Genomic DNA, 16,509 nt, shown 5'->3' on the forward strand with positions numbered 1-16,509 from the left:
TAGTTTTGGACTCAACGGTAAAAGCGTTTCTTACCGCAACAGATGTAGAGCAGTTCTTGATGGATAACCCTGACTTCTTTGAAGGAAGGGAGTATCTCGTCGATTCATTAAGCATCCCTCACCAACAAGAGGGTGCAGTTTCTTTATTTGAGCTGCAACTGAGGCGTCAGCGTCAGCAGATGCAGACGATTGAGTCTGAGAAAGATGAGTTGTTGGCTCTAGTGGGTCGCAACGACCGAATTTTTCGCCATTTTATAGAGCTGGAACGACGCTCATTAATGGCGAACTCCGGTGAGAAGGTGATCAGCGCTATTGAGCACAAGGCTCGAGAGATGGATCTTAAGGTCGTGGTGGGTGTCGTTGGGCACGTTAGCTCGCAAATGAGTATCAGCAAAGAGAACTGGTCTCGTTTTAAGGCTAAAAATATCGCAGATAGAGGTGCTTATCTGGGGCGACTTAAGCGCAGTGATCGTGAGCTGATTTTCTCTAAAGGAACCCCTGTATCTGAACTGGGCTCCTATGCGGTTATTTCATTTGAGCACCCTTACTTAGAAGGGTTTCTATGCTTTTGTAGTGAAGATGGCGGGCGCTTCCAGCCAAGCCAAGATACCCTATACTTGAGTCATCTCGCTATGGTTATAGCACACCAACTTTATCATCTAGAGTGGCAGAAGGTTCAAACGCTACATGCCCAATCCAACACCTAAAGCCTTTCAGGCTTGGATCGATTCGTTCATTGCTTATCTTCACAATGAGAGAGGAATGAGCGAACACACCCAGAGTAACTATCAAAGACAGCTATCCATCATTGCAGAGCAGCTAGTGAGCTTTGGCGTTGAGGGGTGGCAGCAGCTCGATATTGCGTGGGTAAGGCAGATTGCTGCCAAAGGCGCTCGCGAGGGACTAAAGCCCAATAGCTTAGCGACAAGGCTCTCTTGCTTGCGCAGCTTTTTGGACTACCTAGTGCTTAAAGGTGAGCTAACGGCCAATCCAGCCAAGGGTGTCAGCACCCCCAGAAATCATAAACGACTGCCGAAAAACCTCGATGTTGATGAAACAGGACAGCTATTGGATATCGATATGGATGATCCTCTGGCCATACGAGATAGAGCCATTATGGAACTGATGTACGGTACTGGAATGCGTCTATCTGAGCTGATTCAGCTCAATATAAGAGATGTGCAAAGCGATCGTGGTGAAATTCGCGTAATTGGTAAGGGCGATAAAGAGCGCATTGTTCCCTTTAGTGGTGAGGCGAAGCGCTGGATTCAGCTATGGCTGAAGGAGCGTCCAGCTCTGCTTAAAGCAGAAGATGAAGCCTTGTTTATCTCTAAGAGGGGCACTCGTATTTCGCATAGAAATGTGCAAAAGCGTCTGTCTGAGTGGGGCATTAAGCAGGGGGTGTCTAGCCATGTCACCCCCCATAAGCTAAGACATTCCTTTGCCACTCACATTTTAGAATCGAGCGGAAACCTGCGTGCGGTGCAGGAGATGCTGGGTCATGAGAGCCTATCCACTACGCAAGTGTATACGCACTTGGACTTTCAACATCTAGCTCAAGCCTATGACAAGGCTCACCCTAGAGCGAAAAAGAAATCGGAGTCTTAATGCGTTTTTTTCGAAGCCTAGATCCTGTGCATGCAATGACCTTCGATCTTGATGACACCTTGTATGACAATCATCCGGTGATTAGGCGTCTAGAACGAGACCTACGTAGTTGGTTGATCGATGCTTTTCCTAGCCTAGGACAATTTACTGACGACCATTGGCGAGGGTTAAAGCGACAAGCACTGCAAAGCAATGAACGTTGCCGCAATGATGTGACCATTGCCAGAGAGACTCAGCTTAGCTATGCCTTCGCTAGTATTGGCATTATTGGTGAGAGTCAGACGCAAGCTATTCAAGATACTATGCATCAGGTGACGCTATTGCGTAACCGTGTGCAGATCCCTGAAGAAACGCACAGCACCCTAAAAGCTATCACAGCTAAGCTTCCTCTGGTTGCTATCACCAACGGCAATGTGGATCTTGAGCGTATCGGTCTACAAGGCTATTTTAGTCACACTCTTAAGGCTGGGCCTGATGGTGATGCCAAGCCTAGCGCCGACATGTTTCTGCGAGCCACAGAGTTACTCAACATTCCAGCGTCTTCCATTTTGCATGTAGGCGATCATCTCGTAAGCGATGTACTTGGCGCTAAGGCGGCGGGGTTTCAGGCAGCTTGGTTCAATGATACCGCTAAAGGTATCGAATCACAGACGAAGACCAAGGTGATGCCAGATGTAGAGATTAATCGAATCGAGCAGTTACTTCACTTTATTTAGGCTTAAGGGCGTGCCCGCTGCGATCCGCTTGAAAGACTTGAAGATACAACTGTAAGAAGTGGTTCAATTCATTAGCTTGTTCGTTTAAACCCTCCAACTTCATTAGTTCTGACCCCACCTCACAGGTACATAGGTTTCCATCGCTCTGATTTCTTCTCAAGCTGTAGTTTGAATTACTAGCAGGCAGAAGGTGGTATTGAGAAAGCGCTTGTAGCCAAGGGCTCTGCCGCCACATTTTCTTAGCTTCTTGCCAGGTCGCATCTAGTACTATGTATAGCCTAGGCTCTTTGTCTGCAGTGTTCTGCGCAATGGGCAGGCTTTGCTCACTTGGGAACAGCAGCACAGGCTTTGGGTGTTGCTCTATCAGTACCAATAAATCGGCTGGTGGCTCTTTTCTGCTCCATTCAAACTGTTGAACCCCAGGTAAGCTCCAAAGGAGTATCTTTCCTGTATTGGTTTCTCTTTTCAGCTCGTTAGGGTGGCACAGCAGTGCCACCTGAATGGAATCATCAAACTGTGGTAATTGCTCACAGAGACAGTTGTGAGTAAACCCGCAATTGGAACAAGGCATCATTGAGCTTTCTTGAGGCTCAACCCACCATTGGTTAATGGGTAAGTCGCACCGTTGATGGTTTCATGCTCTGTTGTGAGGGTATTGCCCTTTAGCTCAAACTCACGCGTCGCAATGATTTTCTGCCCTTGATAGGTAACCGATGTGACTTGTAGCAATCCACTTTCTAGGGTTTGCCAGTAGCCGCTTTCGACCACATCATCACTGCCATCGGTGTAAGAATAGCGAGTCTGTGCCTGATGGTCTGGATGTAAAGACAAGGTCAGGTTGGTAGAGCCATCGATGGATTGAGAATATTCCCCGGCAGACAGGTCGATAGATTCGTTTGAATCGGTGCTGCATCCAACGTAGGTTTCGTCTTTTGTCGTTAGCTTTGCGCTCCAACCGTAGATGGAGTCGCTCATAGTATCGCGACAGACCTTATTGTTAATCTCAAGCGTTCCCTGAGTATGATCGTAGCGTGTCCCAGTAGTTTCTTGCTCTAGGTTTACCACTGGCAGAACCAGCGTATCTTTACCTAATTGGGTAAGGGTAATGGCATTGTCAGTGATAGCAGCAGACCAAGAAGGCTCATTGCCGAAGGCGCGTGCATCGCGAGTTGGTTGCTCACAGCGATTAGGATTCTCGGCTGTGATGATATTGAATTCAGTGACAACAAATTGGCTACCAAATTCTTCGGCGAAGCCAGTAGTTGCTGGCTCAAAATAACCAAATACCTCTGCATACATAGGTTGGTAGGGCTCAGTTGTCATTGATTCGGCAATATTGCGAACGGGCTCAGGAAGATCGAGCCAGTAGGTGGCATTGCTATTACAAGGCTGGATGGTACGAGATTCGTGACCAACAATAACCTGCCCTCTTAAAAGAACGCGAGCAGGTGCTTGTTTGTTCGGGGCGAGCTCAACGGAAGTGAGGGCCTCGTCTTGATTGGCGGAAGATTGAGGCTCGGTGCTACTGCAACCGAGCAAAACTAGAGAGCTAACAATAGAAAATAGAGCGCATTTTTTCATTATCTAGCCTGCTGTAAGGCGATGAATTTAATGCCTATCTTAGCAGGTGTTCAACCAGATAGTGAGCCACAGCGTCATCTTCATGGCTACCAATAACTTCATTATCCGGTAGTGCCGCTTTCACTTTAGGGTGAGAGGTTTGCATTACTTTGCCCATACCGACCATAGACAGCATTTCTGCGTCATTCATCCCATCACCAAAAGCGATGCAGTGTGAGAGCTCCTTGCCGAGAGTCTTTGCTACGGCTTGCAATGCATGTCCTTTAGAGACATTGCCTTGCATCACCTCTAAACACCAAGGCGTAGAGAAAGCGATGTTCAACTCATCGCCAAACTTTTGGTTCAGCTTATCTTCAAATGATGCAAGATGATCGTGACTCTTGTGTGTAAAGAAGATCTTAGCGATGCCGTCTTTTGGTGCGTTGCTGTCATCAAAGACGTCAAAAGAGAATCCAGATAACTTGCTGAAAGAGAGCAATTGCTCATCGGTTTGATTGACCCACCACTTCTCATCTTGGTAGATGTGCACGATGATGTCAGGGTCTTGGCGAATGATATCGACAATGTCCTGTACGAGTTCAGGATTAACATCTTGGCTGTACATTAGGTTGTCGTTGATGTCATGGACGCGAGCACCATTGGAGGTGATCATGTACGCCGGAATTCCTGCGGTTTCACGAATGTAAGCCACATCAACATGATGACGACCAGTCGCGAAAATAAAGGTATAACCTTGTTCATGTAATTGCTTTAGCGTCTGCTTGGTAAACTCAGATAGCTGGTGGTCGGGGGCCAAAAGTGTGCCATCCAAATCGGAAGCGACAATAGAAATGTGTTCAAAAGCAGTGTTGTTCAAGGTCATACCCTTTCTCTTATTTTCAGAAGCAGGTTCATATTACGATAATAATAGGGGAAGAAAGAGGGTAAACCTGCGTTTCCCCTTTTCCTTTTTTTACTGCTCAAAGAAGCCCAATATGGCGTCGAGAGCTTGGTTTCTTGGCGAATCTTTTTCTACTAGGATCTCGTGCTTTGCGTCAGCAACAGGCACCAAAATAGCATCTTGACGTGCTCGGCTAAGCTGAGCAATAAATTGGTTTTGTGCCTTATTGTCGACAACGGTATCTAACGCTGGCTGAACCAACAGTAATGGGATATTGACTTCTTGTGCATGCTTGACGCATTGCTCGGCTCCAAGAATTGCCTGCCATACCCATTGTGATGTTGGCCCGCCCATTTGGATCTCTTTTACTGAATCGAACAGATCGGCTGACCATTCAAACCTAATCTTGCAGTGACTCAGGGTGTTACCCTCAAAGGGGGCTCTTTGGTAACTGGTTTGCCCTGGAGCATAATGAGGATGCTTCTTCCAACGAATTAAGGTTTTGCAAAGAGGCTTAGCAATAGCTCGCAAAGGAGAGGGCATATTGATGCCAAACATTGGGGCGCAAAGAGCAATAGCATGAAAAGGCTGAGAGTGATGTGTTTGAATATAGCGTGTTGAGATGGCGCCGCCCATCGAATGGGCCAGAATAAAACGTCGACTATAGCGATTAAAGTCAAACTGCTTAACGATAACATCGAGGTCATCAATGTAGTCTTGGAAGTCTTCCACATGACCCATATCATGATCATCTAGCAGTCGCTCAGACATACCTTGACCTCTGTGATCAAAGGAATAGATATCAAAGCCTTGCTTGAATAGATCGTAAAACAGCTCTTGATAACGACAAACGCTTTCTGTGCGACCGTTTACCATCAATATTGCCTTGCTATGAGCAGGAGAGGTAAGGCTTATCCAATACAGTTTTTTATTCTCTTTACCCTCGACATATCCCTGCTGCCGGTTGTTCCAAAAGCTGCTTATTGGATATTTCATCTGATACTCATAGTCGTGTTCTTGAGTACAGATATCAATCGCGTTATTTGACATTGCATTTGTTCCCTGTTCACGTTACAAACAGCATAACATCCTAGAATGACAGTGAATATAGGTACCAATATGGAGTTAAAAATTTGGTTGGCATACGTTGCAACCGCCATCATTTTCAGCCTGGCACCAGGCTCAGGCACGGTAAACTCTATCGCCAATGGCATTAACTTTGGTATGCGAAAGTCGTTGTCAGCGATTATTGGTCTTCAACTAGGGTTGGCGTTTCATATTATCCTGGTCGGTGCAGGTATTGGTGCGCTGGTGGCTAAGTCGGCGGTTGCGTTCAGCGTGATTAAATGGGTCGGGGTTGCCTATCTCATTTTTCTTGGTATTCAGAAGTGGCGCGATAGTAAAGGCTTTAAGGTCGTAGAAAGCCACGAGCAGGTCTCAAGTACGACCTTGCTGAAGCAGGCGATTTTTATCAATCTCACTAACCCAAAATCGATCGTGTTCTTGGTGGCGTTGTTTCCTCAGTTCATCAATCCTAGTATGCCTCAGATGCCACAATTGTTGATTCTAGGCGTAACTACGATTGTGATTGATGGTGTGGTCATGCTCGGTTATACCGGATTGGCGGCACAGATGGGGCGCTTTATTCGCTCTGATAAAGTCATTGGTAAGCTGAATAAGGTGTTTGGTTCTATGTTTGTCGGTTGTGGGATGCTACTTGCGGCAGCGAAAAGCTAATACGCATCGCACTCAATAGCTGCGCTATGTCTAAATACTGAGTGGATTGGTATAGCTAAGACAAGCGGTATTTAATTGTGAAGATTTGATGACATCGGTAAGTTTTACTTGTCGGTGTCTTTTTTTTGACTAACATATACGGATATTCATATATGGTTATTTGGTTGTGCTTATGTTGCCTCATCAATTCTTTAAATTGCTTTCAGATGAAACACGATTGCGAAGCCTGCTGCTGATTGCGCGTGAAGGGGCACTGTGTGTCTGTGAATTAACGCAGGCGCTACAAGAAAGCCAACCTAAGATCTCTCGTCACTTAGCCCAAATGCGTCAGTCTGGCATTTTGGTTGATGAGCGACGCGGTCAGTGGGTTTACTACCATGTATCAACTGAGCTTCCTGGATGGGCTCAAAAAATAGTGGATGGCTTAAGAGACTCCAACTGTTTGAAAGAGCAATACCAGCAAGACATACAAAGATTAGTACACATAGGCGATATGTCCTGTGCGTAAGCGTAAATTTCAATAACCTCACTCTGCATGAGAAGAAAGGAAAAAAAGATGACTATTAAGATCGGTATCAATGGTTTTGGTCGTATTGGCCGTTTGGCTTTAAGAGCTTCATTCGACTGGCCTGAGGTTGAGTTTGTTCAGATCAATGATGTAGCGGGCGATACAAAGACACTGGCTCATCTGCTGGAGTTTGATTCAGTGCAAGGTCGCTGGCACCACGAAGTGTCTGTCGATGGCAGCAATATGATCATCGATGGTCAATTGGTGAAAACGACACAAGAGCGCGATATCGACGCAATTGACTGGTCTGGCTGTGATGTTGTGATTGAAGCGACGGGCGTGCATCGCAAGACTGCATTCCTAAATAAATACCTAGACCAAGGTGTTAAACGAGTCGTCGTTTCGGCACCAGTGAAAGAAGAGGGCATTGCTAACATCGTTGTTGGTGTGAACGATGAAATCTTTGACCCAGCTATCCACAAGATCGTGACTGCAGCATCATGTACGACTAACTGTATTGCTCCTGTCGTTAAGGTAATTCATGAGAAGTTAGGCATTGAGCAGGCGGCATTTACCACTATTCACGATCTAACAAATACTCAAACCATCCTTGATGCTCCACACAAAGACCTACGTCGTGCTCGTGCATGTGGTATGAGCCTTATTCCAACAACCACGGGTTCAGCAACGGCAATCGTTGAAATCTTCCCTGAGTTGAAAGACAAGATCAACGGCCACGCTGTGCGTGTTCCACTAGCGAACGCTTCGCTAACGGACATCATTTTTGACGTTAAGCGCGATACCACAGTAGAAGAAGTTAATGCTCTACTGAAAGAAGCATCAGAGAATGAACTTAAAGGCATTCTTGGCTTTGAAGAACGCCCATTGGTTTCTATCGATTACAAGGGTGACCAACGCTCTACTATCGTTGATGGTATGTCTACTATGCTTGTCGGCTCTCGTATGCTGAAGATTTATGCTTGGTACGACAATGAGATGGGCTACGCAACACGTACCGCTGAGCTTGTACGCACTGTTGGTCTAGCAGACAAATAAATTATTCGTTTAAAGGGCATGCATCTGCATGCCTTCGTTTTGAGGAAAAATTAATGACGCATCCTACTTGGGAACTTTCTATTGATCACGGCGCAGCTTTGGTTCTAACGCCTTGTCCGGGCACCAAAGAGCTAGGTCTTGATGAATCTCTGGCTCAACTGAAAGAGCAAGGTGTTGTGGCAATCGTTACTGCAATCAACAGTGAAGAAATGGCAGGCAAAAACGTCGGCGAGCTAGGCGAAAAAGCAACAGCTTTAGGTCTAAAGTGGTTCCACCTTCCTATTGAAGATGACTGCGCTCCAGAAGCTGATTTTGCACAGCAGTGGAAAGCGGCAAGCCCTGAGCTTCACGAGATTGTTAAGCAAGGCGGAAAAATCGCAATGCATTGCATGGGTGGCTCAGGCCGCACTGGTTTATTGGCTGCGAACCTTCTACTTGAATTGGATTGGCCTCTACCGAAGATTGTGACTGAGGTTAAGGCTCTTCGCCCTGGCGCATTCAGCAAGCCTGTGCAAATCAACTACGTTGAAGCACTTGCACAAAATCGCTAATTAAAAAGGCTGATACTAGCGTGTCTTTACTAGAGGCACGCTGATACCCAATGAGATTTTCTCGGACCACTCCTATGTTATCGACTCTAGATAAAAGCGTTCGCCAGTACATGCTGGTGACATTTAACTACTGGAACTTTACCCTGACAGATGGCGCCCTGCGTATGCTGGTGGTGCTGTATTTCTATGACCTTGGATACAGCAGCTTAGCTATTGCGTCTCTATTTTTGTTCTACGAGTTCTTTGGAGTGGTGACCAACCTTGTTGGTGGCTGGTTAGGGGCAAGACTTGGCTTGAATCGCACCATGAATGTGGGGTTGGCGATGCAGATTTTTGCCTTGGCTATGCTAGCGGTGCCTCAAGTATGGCTGACCATTCCGTGGGTGATGGCCGCTCAGGCTCTCTCTGGTATCGCCAAAGACCTTAATAAGATGAGTGCTAAGAGCGCTATCAAGACCCTTGTCCCAGATGAAAGACAAGGCGCGCTATACAAGTGGGTCGCGATTCTGACGGGTTCAAAGAATGCCCTCAAGGGTGCCGGCTTCTTCTTAGGTGGTGTGCTGCTATCCACACTGGGCTTCCAAGGCTCTGTGCTGGCTATGGCTGCGGTTCTATTCTTTGTTTTGGTGGGCAGTCTTGTTTGGCTAGAAAGCGATATGGGCAAAGCCAAGAGCAAGCCTAAATTCAAGCACTTGTTCTCAAAGTCTGAAAGCATCAACGTGCTTTCAGCGGCGCGTATGTTCTTGTTTGGCGCTAGAGATGTATGGTTTGTGGTCGCACTGCCTATCTATCTTGGCAGTGTCTTTGGCTGGAATCACTCTATGGTCGGTGGCTTCCTTGCGCTTTGGGTTATCGCTTATGGCTTTGTGCAGGGGTTTGCGCCTGGTATTACCGGTAAGGCGCAAGGAAAAGTGCCAGACGGAAAGGCGGCGCTTCTATGGGCGATATTGTTAACCGTAGTGACAGGTGCCATCGCTTATGGGGTGCAGATAGGCTGGCAACCAGAGTTGGTTATCGTGGTGGGTCTTCTTATCTTCGGGGCTATCTTTGCGGTTAACTCCTCTCTTCACTCTTATCTTATCGTCAGCTATGCCAAGGGTGATGGGGTGTCGATGGATGTAGGCTTTTACTATATGGCCAATGCCATGGGGCGCCTGATAGGTACCGTTCTCTCTGGATGGGTCTTCCAAATGGCGGGTTTAGCTGCCTGTCTTTGGGTCTCGTTTGCCTTCTTGTTGCTGGCGAGCATTATCTCGATTAAGCTACCTCGACACGCATAATTGCTTTAAAAAACAACAAAAAAGCTGGCAGGGTTTCCTTGGCCAGCTTTTTTATTGCTATGATGGCAGTAGCATAAATAAAGGAATAGGTTCTAATGAGACAAAGGGTACTGTTTTTCGATCTCGCTCGATGCGTGGCTGCTATTGCCGTGATCGCGATACATGTGTTGGCTCCATATCGACATCAGTACGGCGTGATTCCATTCGATGAGTGGTTTACCGCAATCAGCATAAACAGTATCAGTCGCTGGGCCGTTCCCGTCTTTATTCTCATCTCTGGCGCTTTGATGCTGAGCGATCGTAGGCCTTTTGACTTCCAGTATTATGTGAAGCGACGTCTCGGTAAGGTACTGGTTCCCTTCATTATTTGGTCTATTTTCTACGCCTACCTTTCTGGTTGGAGCGCCAGTGGCTTTGATGCCAATAATGCACAGAAGGTATTGTTTGAGGGATTAGACCATGCGACCTATTACCACCTTGGCTTCTTTTACTACTTCATCCCGCTTTATTTTGTGATTCCGTTCTTACAGATATTTGTTCGTCGCTACGATGACAAGGCTTTGTATGCTCTGACGGGACTGTGGTTATTTACCACTGCGTTATTCTTATTCCGCATCGATGGAGTATGGAGTAGCCAAATGTGGCTCTATTCTGGTTTGCTGCCGTTAGGCTATATCCTGTACCAAAAAATCCCATTGACTAAGACCAATGTAAGTATCTTTGTACTGCTTGGTGTAGCGGCATTTGCTGCAACTATCTATGAGGTAGTGCACCTAAGTATGGAGGCGGATAAGTATGCCTTTGGTCGCTGGCTATCCTATAAAACACTGAATACCGTGTTAGCTGCCAGTATGGTGTTTATGGTATGTCGCTATTTTGGCGAGGGGCTTTCGGCAGGAGCAAACAAGGTCGTTGGCTTTATCAGTACGCATAGTCTGGGCATCTACATTTTGCACCCTATCTTCCTTTGGCCAATGAAAGAGTTTGGTTGGTATCAAGGGCATCCAGGATGGGTGATACCGCTTTGGATTGTGATCAGTGGTGGGGCGTCGCTCTTTGCGAGTTGGTTGGTCTCTCGTTCAAGCAAAACCGCTTGGTTATTGCCTTAAGATACAGATGAGCTTAACTCAGTAAGCATCGAGTTAAGCCCTAATAGATGTTATCTCTTCATCGCAAAATGCATGAACTTATCACCCTGGTAGGTTAATTCGCCTTGGTGACCAGGCAGTAGCGCGTGGTAATAGTGGATGCCAACTTGAAACTCACGCTTTGGACCAAATCGTCCTTTTTGAACGTAGATCCAATATTCCTTATCTTCTTCACCAGGCTGCGCATCGGGTAAATCTACAGCTTGCTTATCAATGATAGTGACCTTGGCTTTTTGTTCGATAGCACCAATCCCTTGCACATGTTTACTAAACACATATTTGAATGCGACAGCGGCAGTAGCAACAAGAATTGCAACCAAAAAGAACAGAGATGTTGGCATAGGGTCACCCTTGAGATCTATTGGTGGAAAAGTGTAGCCTTCAGTGACTTTATACATGCACAATTAGTGATATTGCGTGATCTAGATGCAAGAGATGTCGTAAAAATGGCGCTTTGATCACATAACAATGCTGAACCGGAATGGACCATAAAGGTCTGATTTATAGAGAGACGAGTGGTTTAATCCTGCTAAACTTGATTTAGGTTCAATAATTAGCCGACTTGCTCGATTTTAATGACAGAATAGTAAAAAATGGCTAAGAGAAGATTCATGGACGGAGTCTTCTGCATAAGCAGACGTTTGGACGGGAGTATGGATATGTCCGATATTGATCAAGTGGTAACACGCACAAGGCGTATAGAGGGGCTTTTACGCACGCGCTTTCACGCGAGTGGCCGAGGCCTACATCAACTCATCACAGACAGTGAAGAGCGCTTGCCTCATGATGTTATTGCGAAATTGCGCTATGTCGCCACTATCCGCAATAAGATGCTTCATGAAGACGGCTTCAAATTAGAAGATCGTAAACAATTTCTTCAGGCATGTAATGAATGTGAGAAAGAACTGACTCCCCGTAGCGGGCGCTTTATTTGGGGCGTTGCTATTGCATTGATGACCCTTCTTACATTAGCCGCTGCTTTGTTCTACTACGCCAACTGGGCAGAATTTAGCGTACATCTATAAATGACAGGATGTACTTTGACTTGTAACAATGTCTTTCTTTTCTCACTCGGTAAAGTCTGATTTTAAAATTTAGGAGTTCAGTATGTCCGTACATGCACATAAAATATTAAATCAGCTTCGAGAACAACCAATGTCGAAAGCAGAATTGCGCCAGTGGGTTGCATCTGAATTTGGTGAGCAGACTCAATTTCGTACTTGCAGCAAAGAAGGCTTCGATTTTGATTCTATTTTAGATTTTTTTGTATCTAGAGAAAAAATTCTTCTAGATAACGATAAATTCAGAGTAAACGAGCCGAATATCTGCTCTCATAACTGATTTAAGTGAAGTATTTTACGACTTTTTTAAGGCTCCTATGATGGAGCCTTTTTTGTTCATAATTTTGTAACATTTTAAGTTGGGGTAACCTTACTATCGTGCTATTTATATGCGCTCAATTGGTGTTAAATGTGCTATTGATGTGATTTTTGTGGTGTTTATGGTTGCATAATGGTGTTCTGTTGAGCTTTTATGCTTAATTGGTTTTTGAATTATCCAAGCATAAAAATGCGTACATTTCGTTGCTAAAGCCCTCTATTGTATGGCCTTACACTTACAATCCCTTTGCGGATAAGGTGTAAGCGTTGCTTTTATCAATCTCCCCTGCCTTTGGGTGACTTTTTATTCACCTAGATCGGCTACTCATGCATCAGTTCATCTTTTATTCAGCTATAAAGCCAACTTTTATCCTTTAAATGTTGCTTTTGTGTGTCTTTTTTGCCAAATTGTGCATCGAACACAATATTTATCGTTGTGTTTTGGACGAAGACGCCGATAAAAGGCGCAGACTGGATATCAAATCAGTCACGTTCATTTCGAATGGATTCAATTTGCAGACAAGGCAGAAAACTGTCCAGCAGTAGAGGTCTGGTAATGTCGTTATTAGAAGTAAAAAATCTTCGCATTGAGTACCCGTCAAGACACGGTGTTCACGCAGCAGTAAAATCTCTTTCTTTCAATATTGAGCGCGGCGAAATCGTCGGCGTTGTTGGTGAATCTGGCGCGGGTAAATCCACAGTCGGTAATGCCGTTATTGATCTTTTAAGTCCTCCAGGTGTGATTGCTGGTGGCGAAGTTTTCCTTGATGGAGAAAAAGTCTCTGGTTTATCTCCAGAGCAAATGCGTCAGGTACGCGGTTCAAAGATTGGATTTATCTTTCAGGACCCAATGACGTCACTAAACCCTTTGTTTACCGTTGAGCAGCAGCTTAAAGAAACCATTCATGCCAATATGAAGGTTTCTGATGAAGAGGCGTATAAACGCTCTTTGGACCTGATGAACAAAGTGGGTATTCCACAGCCTGAAAACCGTTTGAAACAGTATCCACATCAGTTCTCTGGTGGTATGCGCCAGCGTGTTGTTATTGCAATAGCGCTTGCGGGTGAGCCGGATCTTATCATTGCGGATGAGCCAACCACGGCGTTGGACGTATCTATTCAAGACCAAATCCTAACCCTGATTCGTGACCTGTGTATTCAGCAAAATGTAGGCTGTATGCTAGTAACTCATGACATGGGGGTTGTATCAAACGTCACTGATCGCGTAGCAGTAATGTATCGCGGTGATCTCGTTGAATTTGGACCAACAAGCAAGGTATTGGGTGCGCCTGACCATCCATATACGCGCAGTCTAATCTCTGCTGTACCTCGTTCAGATGTGAAGCTAGATCGATTCCCATTGGTGAGTTACATCGAAGAAGCTGCAGAACATCAGCCTTTAGATGTGAAGAATCACTGGTTGGGTCAAAGCCAAGACGAGCGTGAATACACAGGTCCATTGCTGAATGTTGAGAACGTAGACCTACGCTTCATTACCAAAGACTCTTTATTTGAAAGCCGCAGAGAATACGTGCAGGCATCAGATAATGTCAGCTTTGAAGTATTCGAAGGGGAAACCTTTGGTTTGGTAGGTGAGTCTGGTTCAGGTAAATCCACCATAGCGCGTGTTATTGCCGGTCTATATGCACCCGATGCGGGTAAGGTAACCTTTGAGGGGATTGACCTAACTGGCCTGAAGAGCGAAAAAGAGCGCCGCCCAATGCGTCGCCAGATGCAGATGGTGTTCCAGAACCCATATACATCGATGAACCCGCGTATGAAGATCTTCGACATCATCGCAGAACCTATTCGCTTCCATAAACTGACAGCAAACGAGAATGAAACTCGTCAGATCGTTCACGATCTACTGGACCATGTTGGTCTAGGTCGCATGGCTGCAGTGAAATACCCACATGAATTCTCAGGTGGCCAGCGTCAGCGTATTTCAATTGCACGTGCTTTGGCGACACGTCCTCGTTTATTGATTTGTGATGAACCAACATCGGCACTGGACGTTTCAGTGCAGGCTCAGATTCTAAACCTTCTGAAAGACCTTCAGGATGAGTTGAATCTCACCATGCTATTTATCAGTCACGATTTGCCGGTTATTCGTCAGATGTGTGACCGTATTGGCGTGATGCAAAAAGGTACTCTGTTAGAGGTTGCACCGACTGAACAGCTGTTTAAGTCTCCGCAACATGAGTACAGCCAACATTTAGTTTCATTAATGCCAGAGTTCAAGGGCTTGCGCGAAGGCATTACTGAAGAGAAAGAATTAGCTTAGGACACTAAGCAATAAGCTCACTGAGCAAAATACACAGCAAACACAATATAGGGATTCCATCCCGCATGAAGGAGATATGCAATGAAAACCATTAAGACCAAATTGGCTGTAGCACTTGCAGCCGCTGGCCTTGCTTTTGGCGCTGCCGCTGCCGACATCAAAGTTGCTTACGATGCTGACCCAGTATCTCTAGATCCACAAGAGCAACTATCTGGTGGTACGCTTCAACTTTCTCACATGATATTTGACCCATTGGTACGTTATAAGCAGGATCTGTCGTTTGAACCTCGCTTGGCAACTAAGTGGGAGCGCGTAAATGATACAACAATGCGTTTCACTCTACGTGAAGGCGTTAAATTCCACTCAGGTAACACACTGACTGCCGACGACGTAGTTTGGACTTTCGACCGTTTGAAAAATTCTCCAGACTTTAAAGCAATCTTCGCACCGTTTGAGAAGGTTGTTAAAGTTGATGAAAACACGTTTGACCTTGTATCCAAAGGCGCTTTCCCGTTAGTTCTACAAACTGCGACCTACATTTTCCCAATGGATAGCAAGTTCTACTCAGGTAAAACTGAAGACGGTAAAGACAAGTCTGAGATCGTGAAGCACGGTAACTCTTTTGCTTCTACTAACGTTTCAGGTACGGGTCCATTCATCGTTACCGCTCGTGAGCAAGGCGTGAAGGTAGACTTCAAACGCTTTGACGGCTACTGGGATACAGAGTCAAAAGGTAACGTTGAAAATCTAACGCTAGTGCCAATCAAAGAAGACGCAACTCGTGTTGCTGCTCTGCTTTCTGGCGGCGTAGACATGATTGCTCCAGTTTCTCCGAACGACCATCAGCGTGTTGAATCAGCAAAAGATGTTGAACTAGTGACTCTACCGGGTACTCGCCTAATTTCGTTCCAAATGAACCAAGAGAGCAACCCTGCGCTTAAAGACGTTCGTGTTCGTCAAGCTATCGTATACGCAATCAACAACGACGGTATTGCGAAGAAGATCATGAAAGGCTTTGCAACAACTGCTGGTCAGCAAGGTCCAGAAGGTTACGCGGGTTATGACGCAGACCTTAAGCCTCGCTACGATCTGAAGAAAGCGAAAGAGCTAATGAAAGAAGCGGGTTATGAAGATGGCTTCTCTCTAACTATGATCGCACCAAACAACCGTTACGTGAACGATGCAAAAATCGCTCAAGCAGCGGCTGCAATGCTAGCTAAGATTGGCATTCGTGTTGACCTGAAGACTATGCCTAAAGCGCAATACTGGCCTGAGTTCGATAAGTGTGCAGCAGACATGCTAATGATCGGCTGGCACGCAGATACTGAAGATTCAGCGAACTTCTCTGAATTCCTAACTATGACTCGTAACGAAGAGACAGGTAAAGGTCAGTACAACTGTGGTCACTACTCGAACCCTGAAATGGACAAGCTAGTTGAAGCGGCTAACGTAGAAACTGATCCAGCGAAGCGTGCACAAATGCTGCAACAAGTAGAGAAGACTCTTTACGATGACGCTGCATACGTTCCTCTACACTGGCAGAACCTAGCGTGGGGCGCAAAGTCTAACGTTGAGATCACACCAATCGTAAACGCAATGAACTTCCCTTACTTTGGCGACCTAGTTGTTAAGTAAGAAGTAGCAATACGAATAAAGGCACCCATTAGAAATAATCGGTGTGCCTCTGTTGCCTACGAGCAACGCTTTTAAAAGCGCAGTAATGCGGTTTTCGGTGCCTGGCCTTGTTTCAGTCGGGTCAGGTACCATTTTTAAGGCTGAAA

At 45.8% G+C, this 16,509-nt stretch carries 18 protein-coding genes; 13 read left to right on the forward strand and 5 right to left on the reverse strand.

Annotation, left to right across the window (positions count from 1 at the left end; genetic code table 11):
- Window positions 1–5 precede the first annotated feature (5 nt).
- From A6E01_RS00355 to A6E01_RS00365, 3 genes are read left to right on the forward strand one after another with little or no spacing between them, the layout of a single operon-like run.
- Complete coding sequence (locus tag A6E01_RS00355) at window positions 6–707, forward strand: DUF484 family protein (RefSeq protein ID WP_017029290.1); 702 nt, start codon at window positions 6–8, stop codon at window positions 705–707.
- A complete protein-coding gene (gene xerC, locus A6E01_RS00360; protein ID WP_065209343.1) occupies window positions 688–1,608 on the forward strand; it encodes a tyrosine recombinase XerC in 921 nt (306 codons plus the stop codon). Before A6E01_RS00355 ends, xerC begins: the two co-directional genes overlap by 20 nt.
- Window positions 1,608–2,324, forward strand: coding sequence for an HAD-IA family hydrolase (locus A6E01_RS00365; protein ID WP_065209344.1), 717 nt, complete (start codon window positions 1,608–1,610; stop codon window positions 2,322–2,324). The genes xerC and A6E01_RS00365 overlap by 1 nt, the downstream gene beginning before the upstream one ends.
- Here A6E01_RS00365 and A6E01_RS00370 read toward each other — a convergent pair.
- The 4 genes from A6E01_RS00370 to A6E01_RS00385 all read right to left on the reverse strand — a co-directional run bounded on the left by A6E01_RS00370 (window position 2,317) and on the right by A6E01_RS00385 (window position 5,835).
- Window positions 2,317–2,898: a tRNA-uridine aminocarboxypropyltransferase gene (locus A6E01_RS00370; protein ID WP_065209345.1), complete on the reverse strand. Its 582-nt coding sequence runs from the start codon at window positions 2,896–2,898 to the stop codon at window positions 2,317–2,319. The genes A6E01_RS00365 and A6E01_RS00370 overlap by 8 nt on opposite strands.
- Window positions 2,895–3,905 carry a COG3650 family protein gene (locus A6E01_RS00375; RefSeq protein ID WP_017033036.1) on the reverse strand — a complete coding sequence of 337 codons (1,011 nt, stop codon included), beginning with the start codon at window positions 3,903–3,905 and terminating at the stop codon, window positions 2,895–2,897. The genes A6E01_RS00370 and A6E01_RS00375 overlap by 4 nt, the downstream gene beginning before the upstream one ends.
- A gap of 34 nt (window positions 3,906–3,939) precedes the next feature.
- On the reverse strand, window positions 3,940–4,767 hold the full coding sequence (locus A6E01_RS00380; RefSeq protein WP_065209346.1) for a Cof-type HAD-IIB family hydrolase: 828 nt from the start codon (window positions 4,765–4,767) through the stop codon (window positions 3,940–3,942).
- Between the two features lie 90 nt (window positions 4,768–4,857).
- The gene (locus tag A6E01_RS00385; RefSeq protein ID WP_017029296.1) at window positions 4,858–5,835 is read right to left on the reverse strand and encodes an alpha/beta fold hydrolase; all 978 of its coding nucleotides are present in this window, start codon (window positions 5,833–5,835) and stop codon (window positions 4,858–4,860) included.
- 69 nt (window positions 5,836–5,904) lie between these two features.
- Between A6E01_RS00385 and rhtB the strand changes: the two genes are divergently transcribed.
- The 6 genes from rhtB (at window position 5,905) to A6E01_RS00415 (ending at window position 11,026) form a co-directional block, all read left to right on the forward strand.
- Window positions 5,905–6,522, forward strand: a complete 618-nt coding sequence (rhtB, locus tag A6E01_RS00390; RefSeq protein WP_017029297.1) for a homoserine/homoserine lactone efflux protein — start codon at window positions 5,905–5,907, stop codon at window positions 6,520–6,522.
- 172 nt (window positions 6,523–6,694) lie between these two features.
- Complete coding sequence (locus tag A6E01_RS00395; protein ID WP_017029298.1) at window positions 6,695–7,030, forward strand: metalloregulator ArsR/SmtB family transcription factor; 336 nt, start codon at window positions 6,695–6,697, stop codon at window positions 7,028–7,030.
- Between the two features lie 48 nt (window positions 7,031–7,078).
- Window positions 7,079–8,086, forward strand: a complete 1,008-nt coding sequence (locus A6E01_RS00400; protein ID WP_065209347.1) for an ArsJ-associated glyceraldehyde-3-phosphate dehydrogenase — start codon at window positions 7,079–7,081, stop codon at window positions 8,084–8,086.
- 53 nt (window positions 8,087–8,139) lie between these two features.
- Entirely contained in the window at window positions 8,140–8,637 is a 498-nt protein-coding gene (locus A6E01_RS00405; protein ID WP_017029300.1) for a phosphatase domain-containing putative toxin, read from the forward strand.
- 74 nt (window positions 8,638–8,711) lie between these two features.
- Window positions 8,712–9,917: an organoarsenical effux MFS transporter ArsJ gene (gene arsJ / locus A6E01_RS00410; protein WP_065209348.1), complete on the forward strand. Its 1,206-nt coding sequence runs from the start codon at window positions 8,712–8,714 to the stop codon at window positions 9,915–9,917.
- Window positions 9,918–10,012: 95 nt separating this feature from the next.
- A complete protein-coding gene (locus A6E01_RS00415; protein WP_017029302.1) occupies window positions 10,013–11,026 on the forward strand; it encodes an acyltransferase in 1,014 nt (337 codons plus the stop codon).
- A 50-nt stretch (window positions 11,027–11,076) separates the two neighbouring features.
- On the opposite strand, the gene A6E01_RS00420 is transcribed toward A6E01_RS00415, so the two are convergent.
- A complete protein-coding gene (locus A6E01_RS00420; RefSeq protein WP_017033032.1) occupies window positions 11,077–11,406 on the reverse strand; it encodes a DUF2500 domain-containing protein in 330 nt (109 codons plus the stop codon).
- 318 nt (window positions 11,407–11,724) lie between these two features.
- Between A6E01_RS00420 and A6E01_RS00425 the strand changes: the two genes are divergently transcribed.
- The 4 genes from A6E01_RS00425 to A6E01_RS00440 all read left to right on the forward strand — a co-directional run bounded on the left by A6E01_RS00425 (window position 11,725) and on the right by A6E01_RS00440 (window position 16,363).
- Window positions 11,725–12,090 carry a hypothetical protein gene (locus A6E01_RS00425; RefSeq protein WP_050988793.1) on the forward strand — a complete coding sequence of 122 codons (366 nt, stop codon included), beginning with the start codon at window positions 11,725–11,727 and terminating at the stop codon, window positions 12,088–12,090.
- Window positions 12,091–12,172: 82 nt separating this feature from the next.
- Entirely contained in the window at window positions 12,173–12,406 is a 234-nt protein-coding gene (locus tag A6E01_RS00430; protein WP_017029305.1) for a YecH family metal-binding protein, read from the forward strand.
- Window positions 12,407–13,000: 594 nt separating this feature from the next.
- On the forward strand, window positions 13,001–14,728 hold the full coding sequence (locus A6E01_RS00435; protein ID WP_017029306.1) for a dipeptide ABC transporter ATP-binding protein: 1,728 nt from the start codon (window positions 13,001–13,003) through the stop codon (window positions 14,726–14,728).
- A gap of 81 nt (window positions 14,729–14,809) precedes the next feature.
- Window positions 14,810–16,363: an ABC transporter substrate-binding protein gene (locus A6E01_RS00440; protein ID WP_017029307.1), complete on the forward strand. Its 1,554-nt coding sequence runs from the start codon at window positions 14,810–14,812 to the stop codon at window positions 16,361–16,363.
- The last annotated feature ends 146 nt before the right edge of the window (window positions 16,364–16,509 follow it).

Origin of the sequence: Vibrio breoganii, assembly GCF_001677275.1 — a bacterium.
GTDB lineage: Bacteria > Pseudomonadota > Gammaproteobacteria > Enterobacterales > Vibrionaceae > Vibrio > Vibrio breoganii.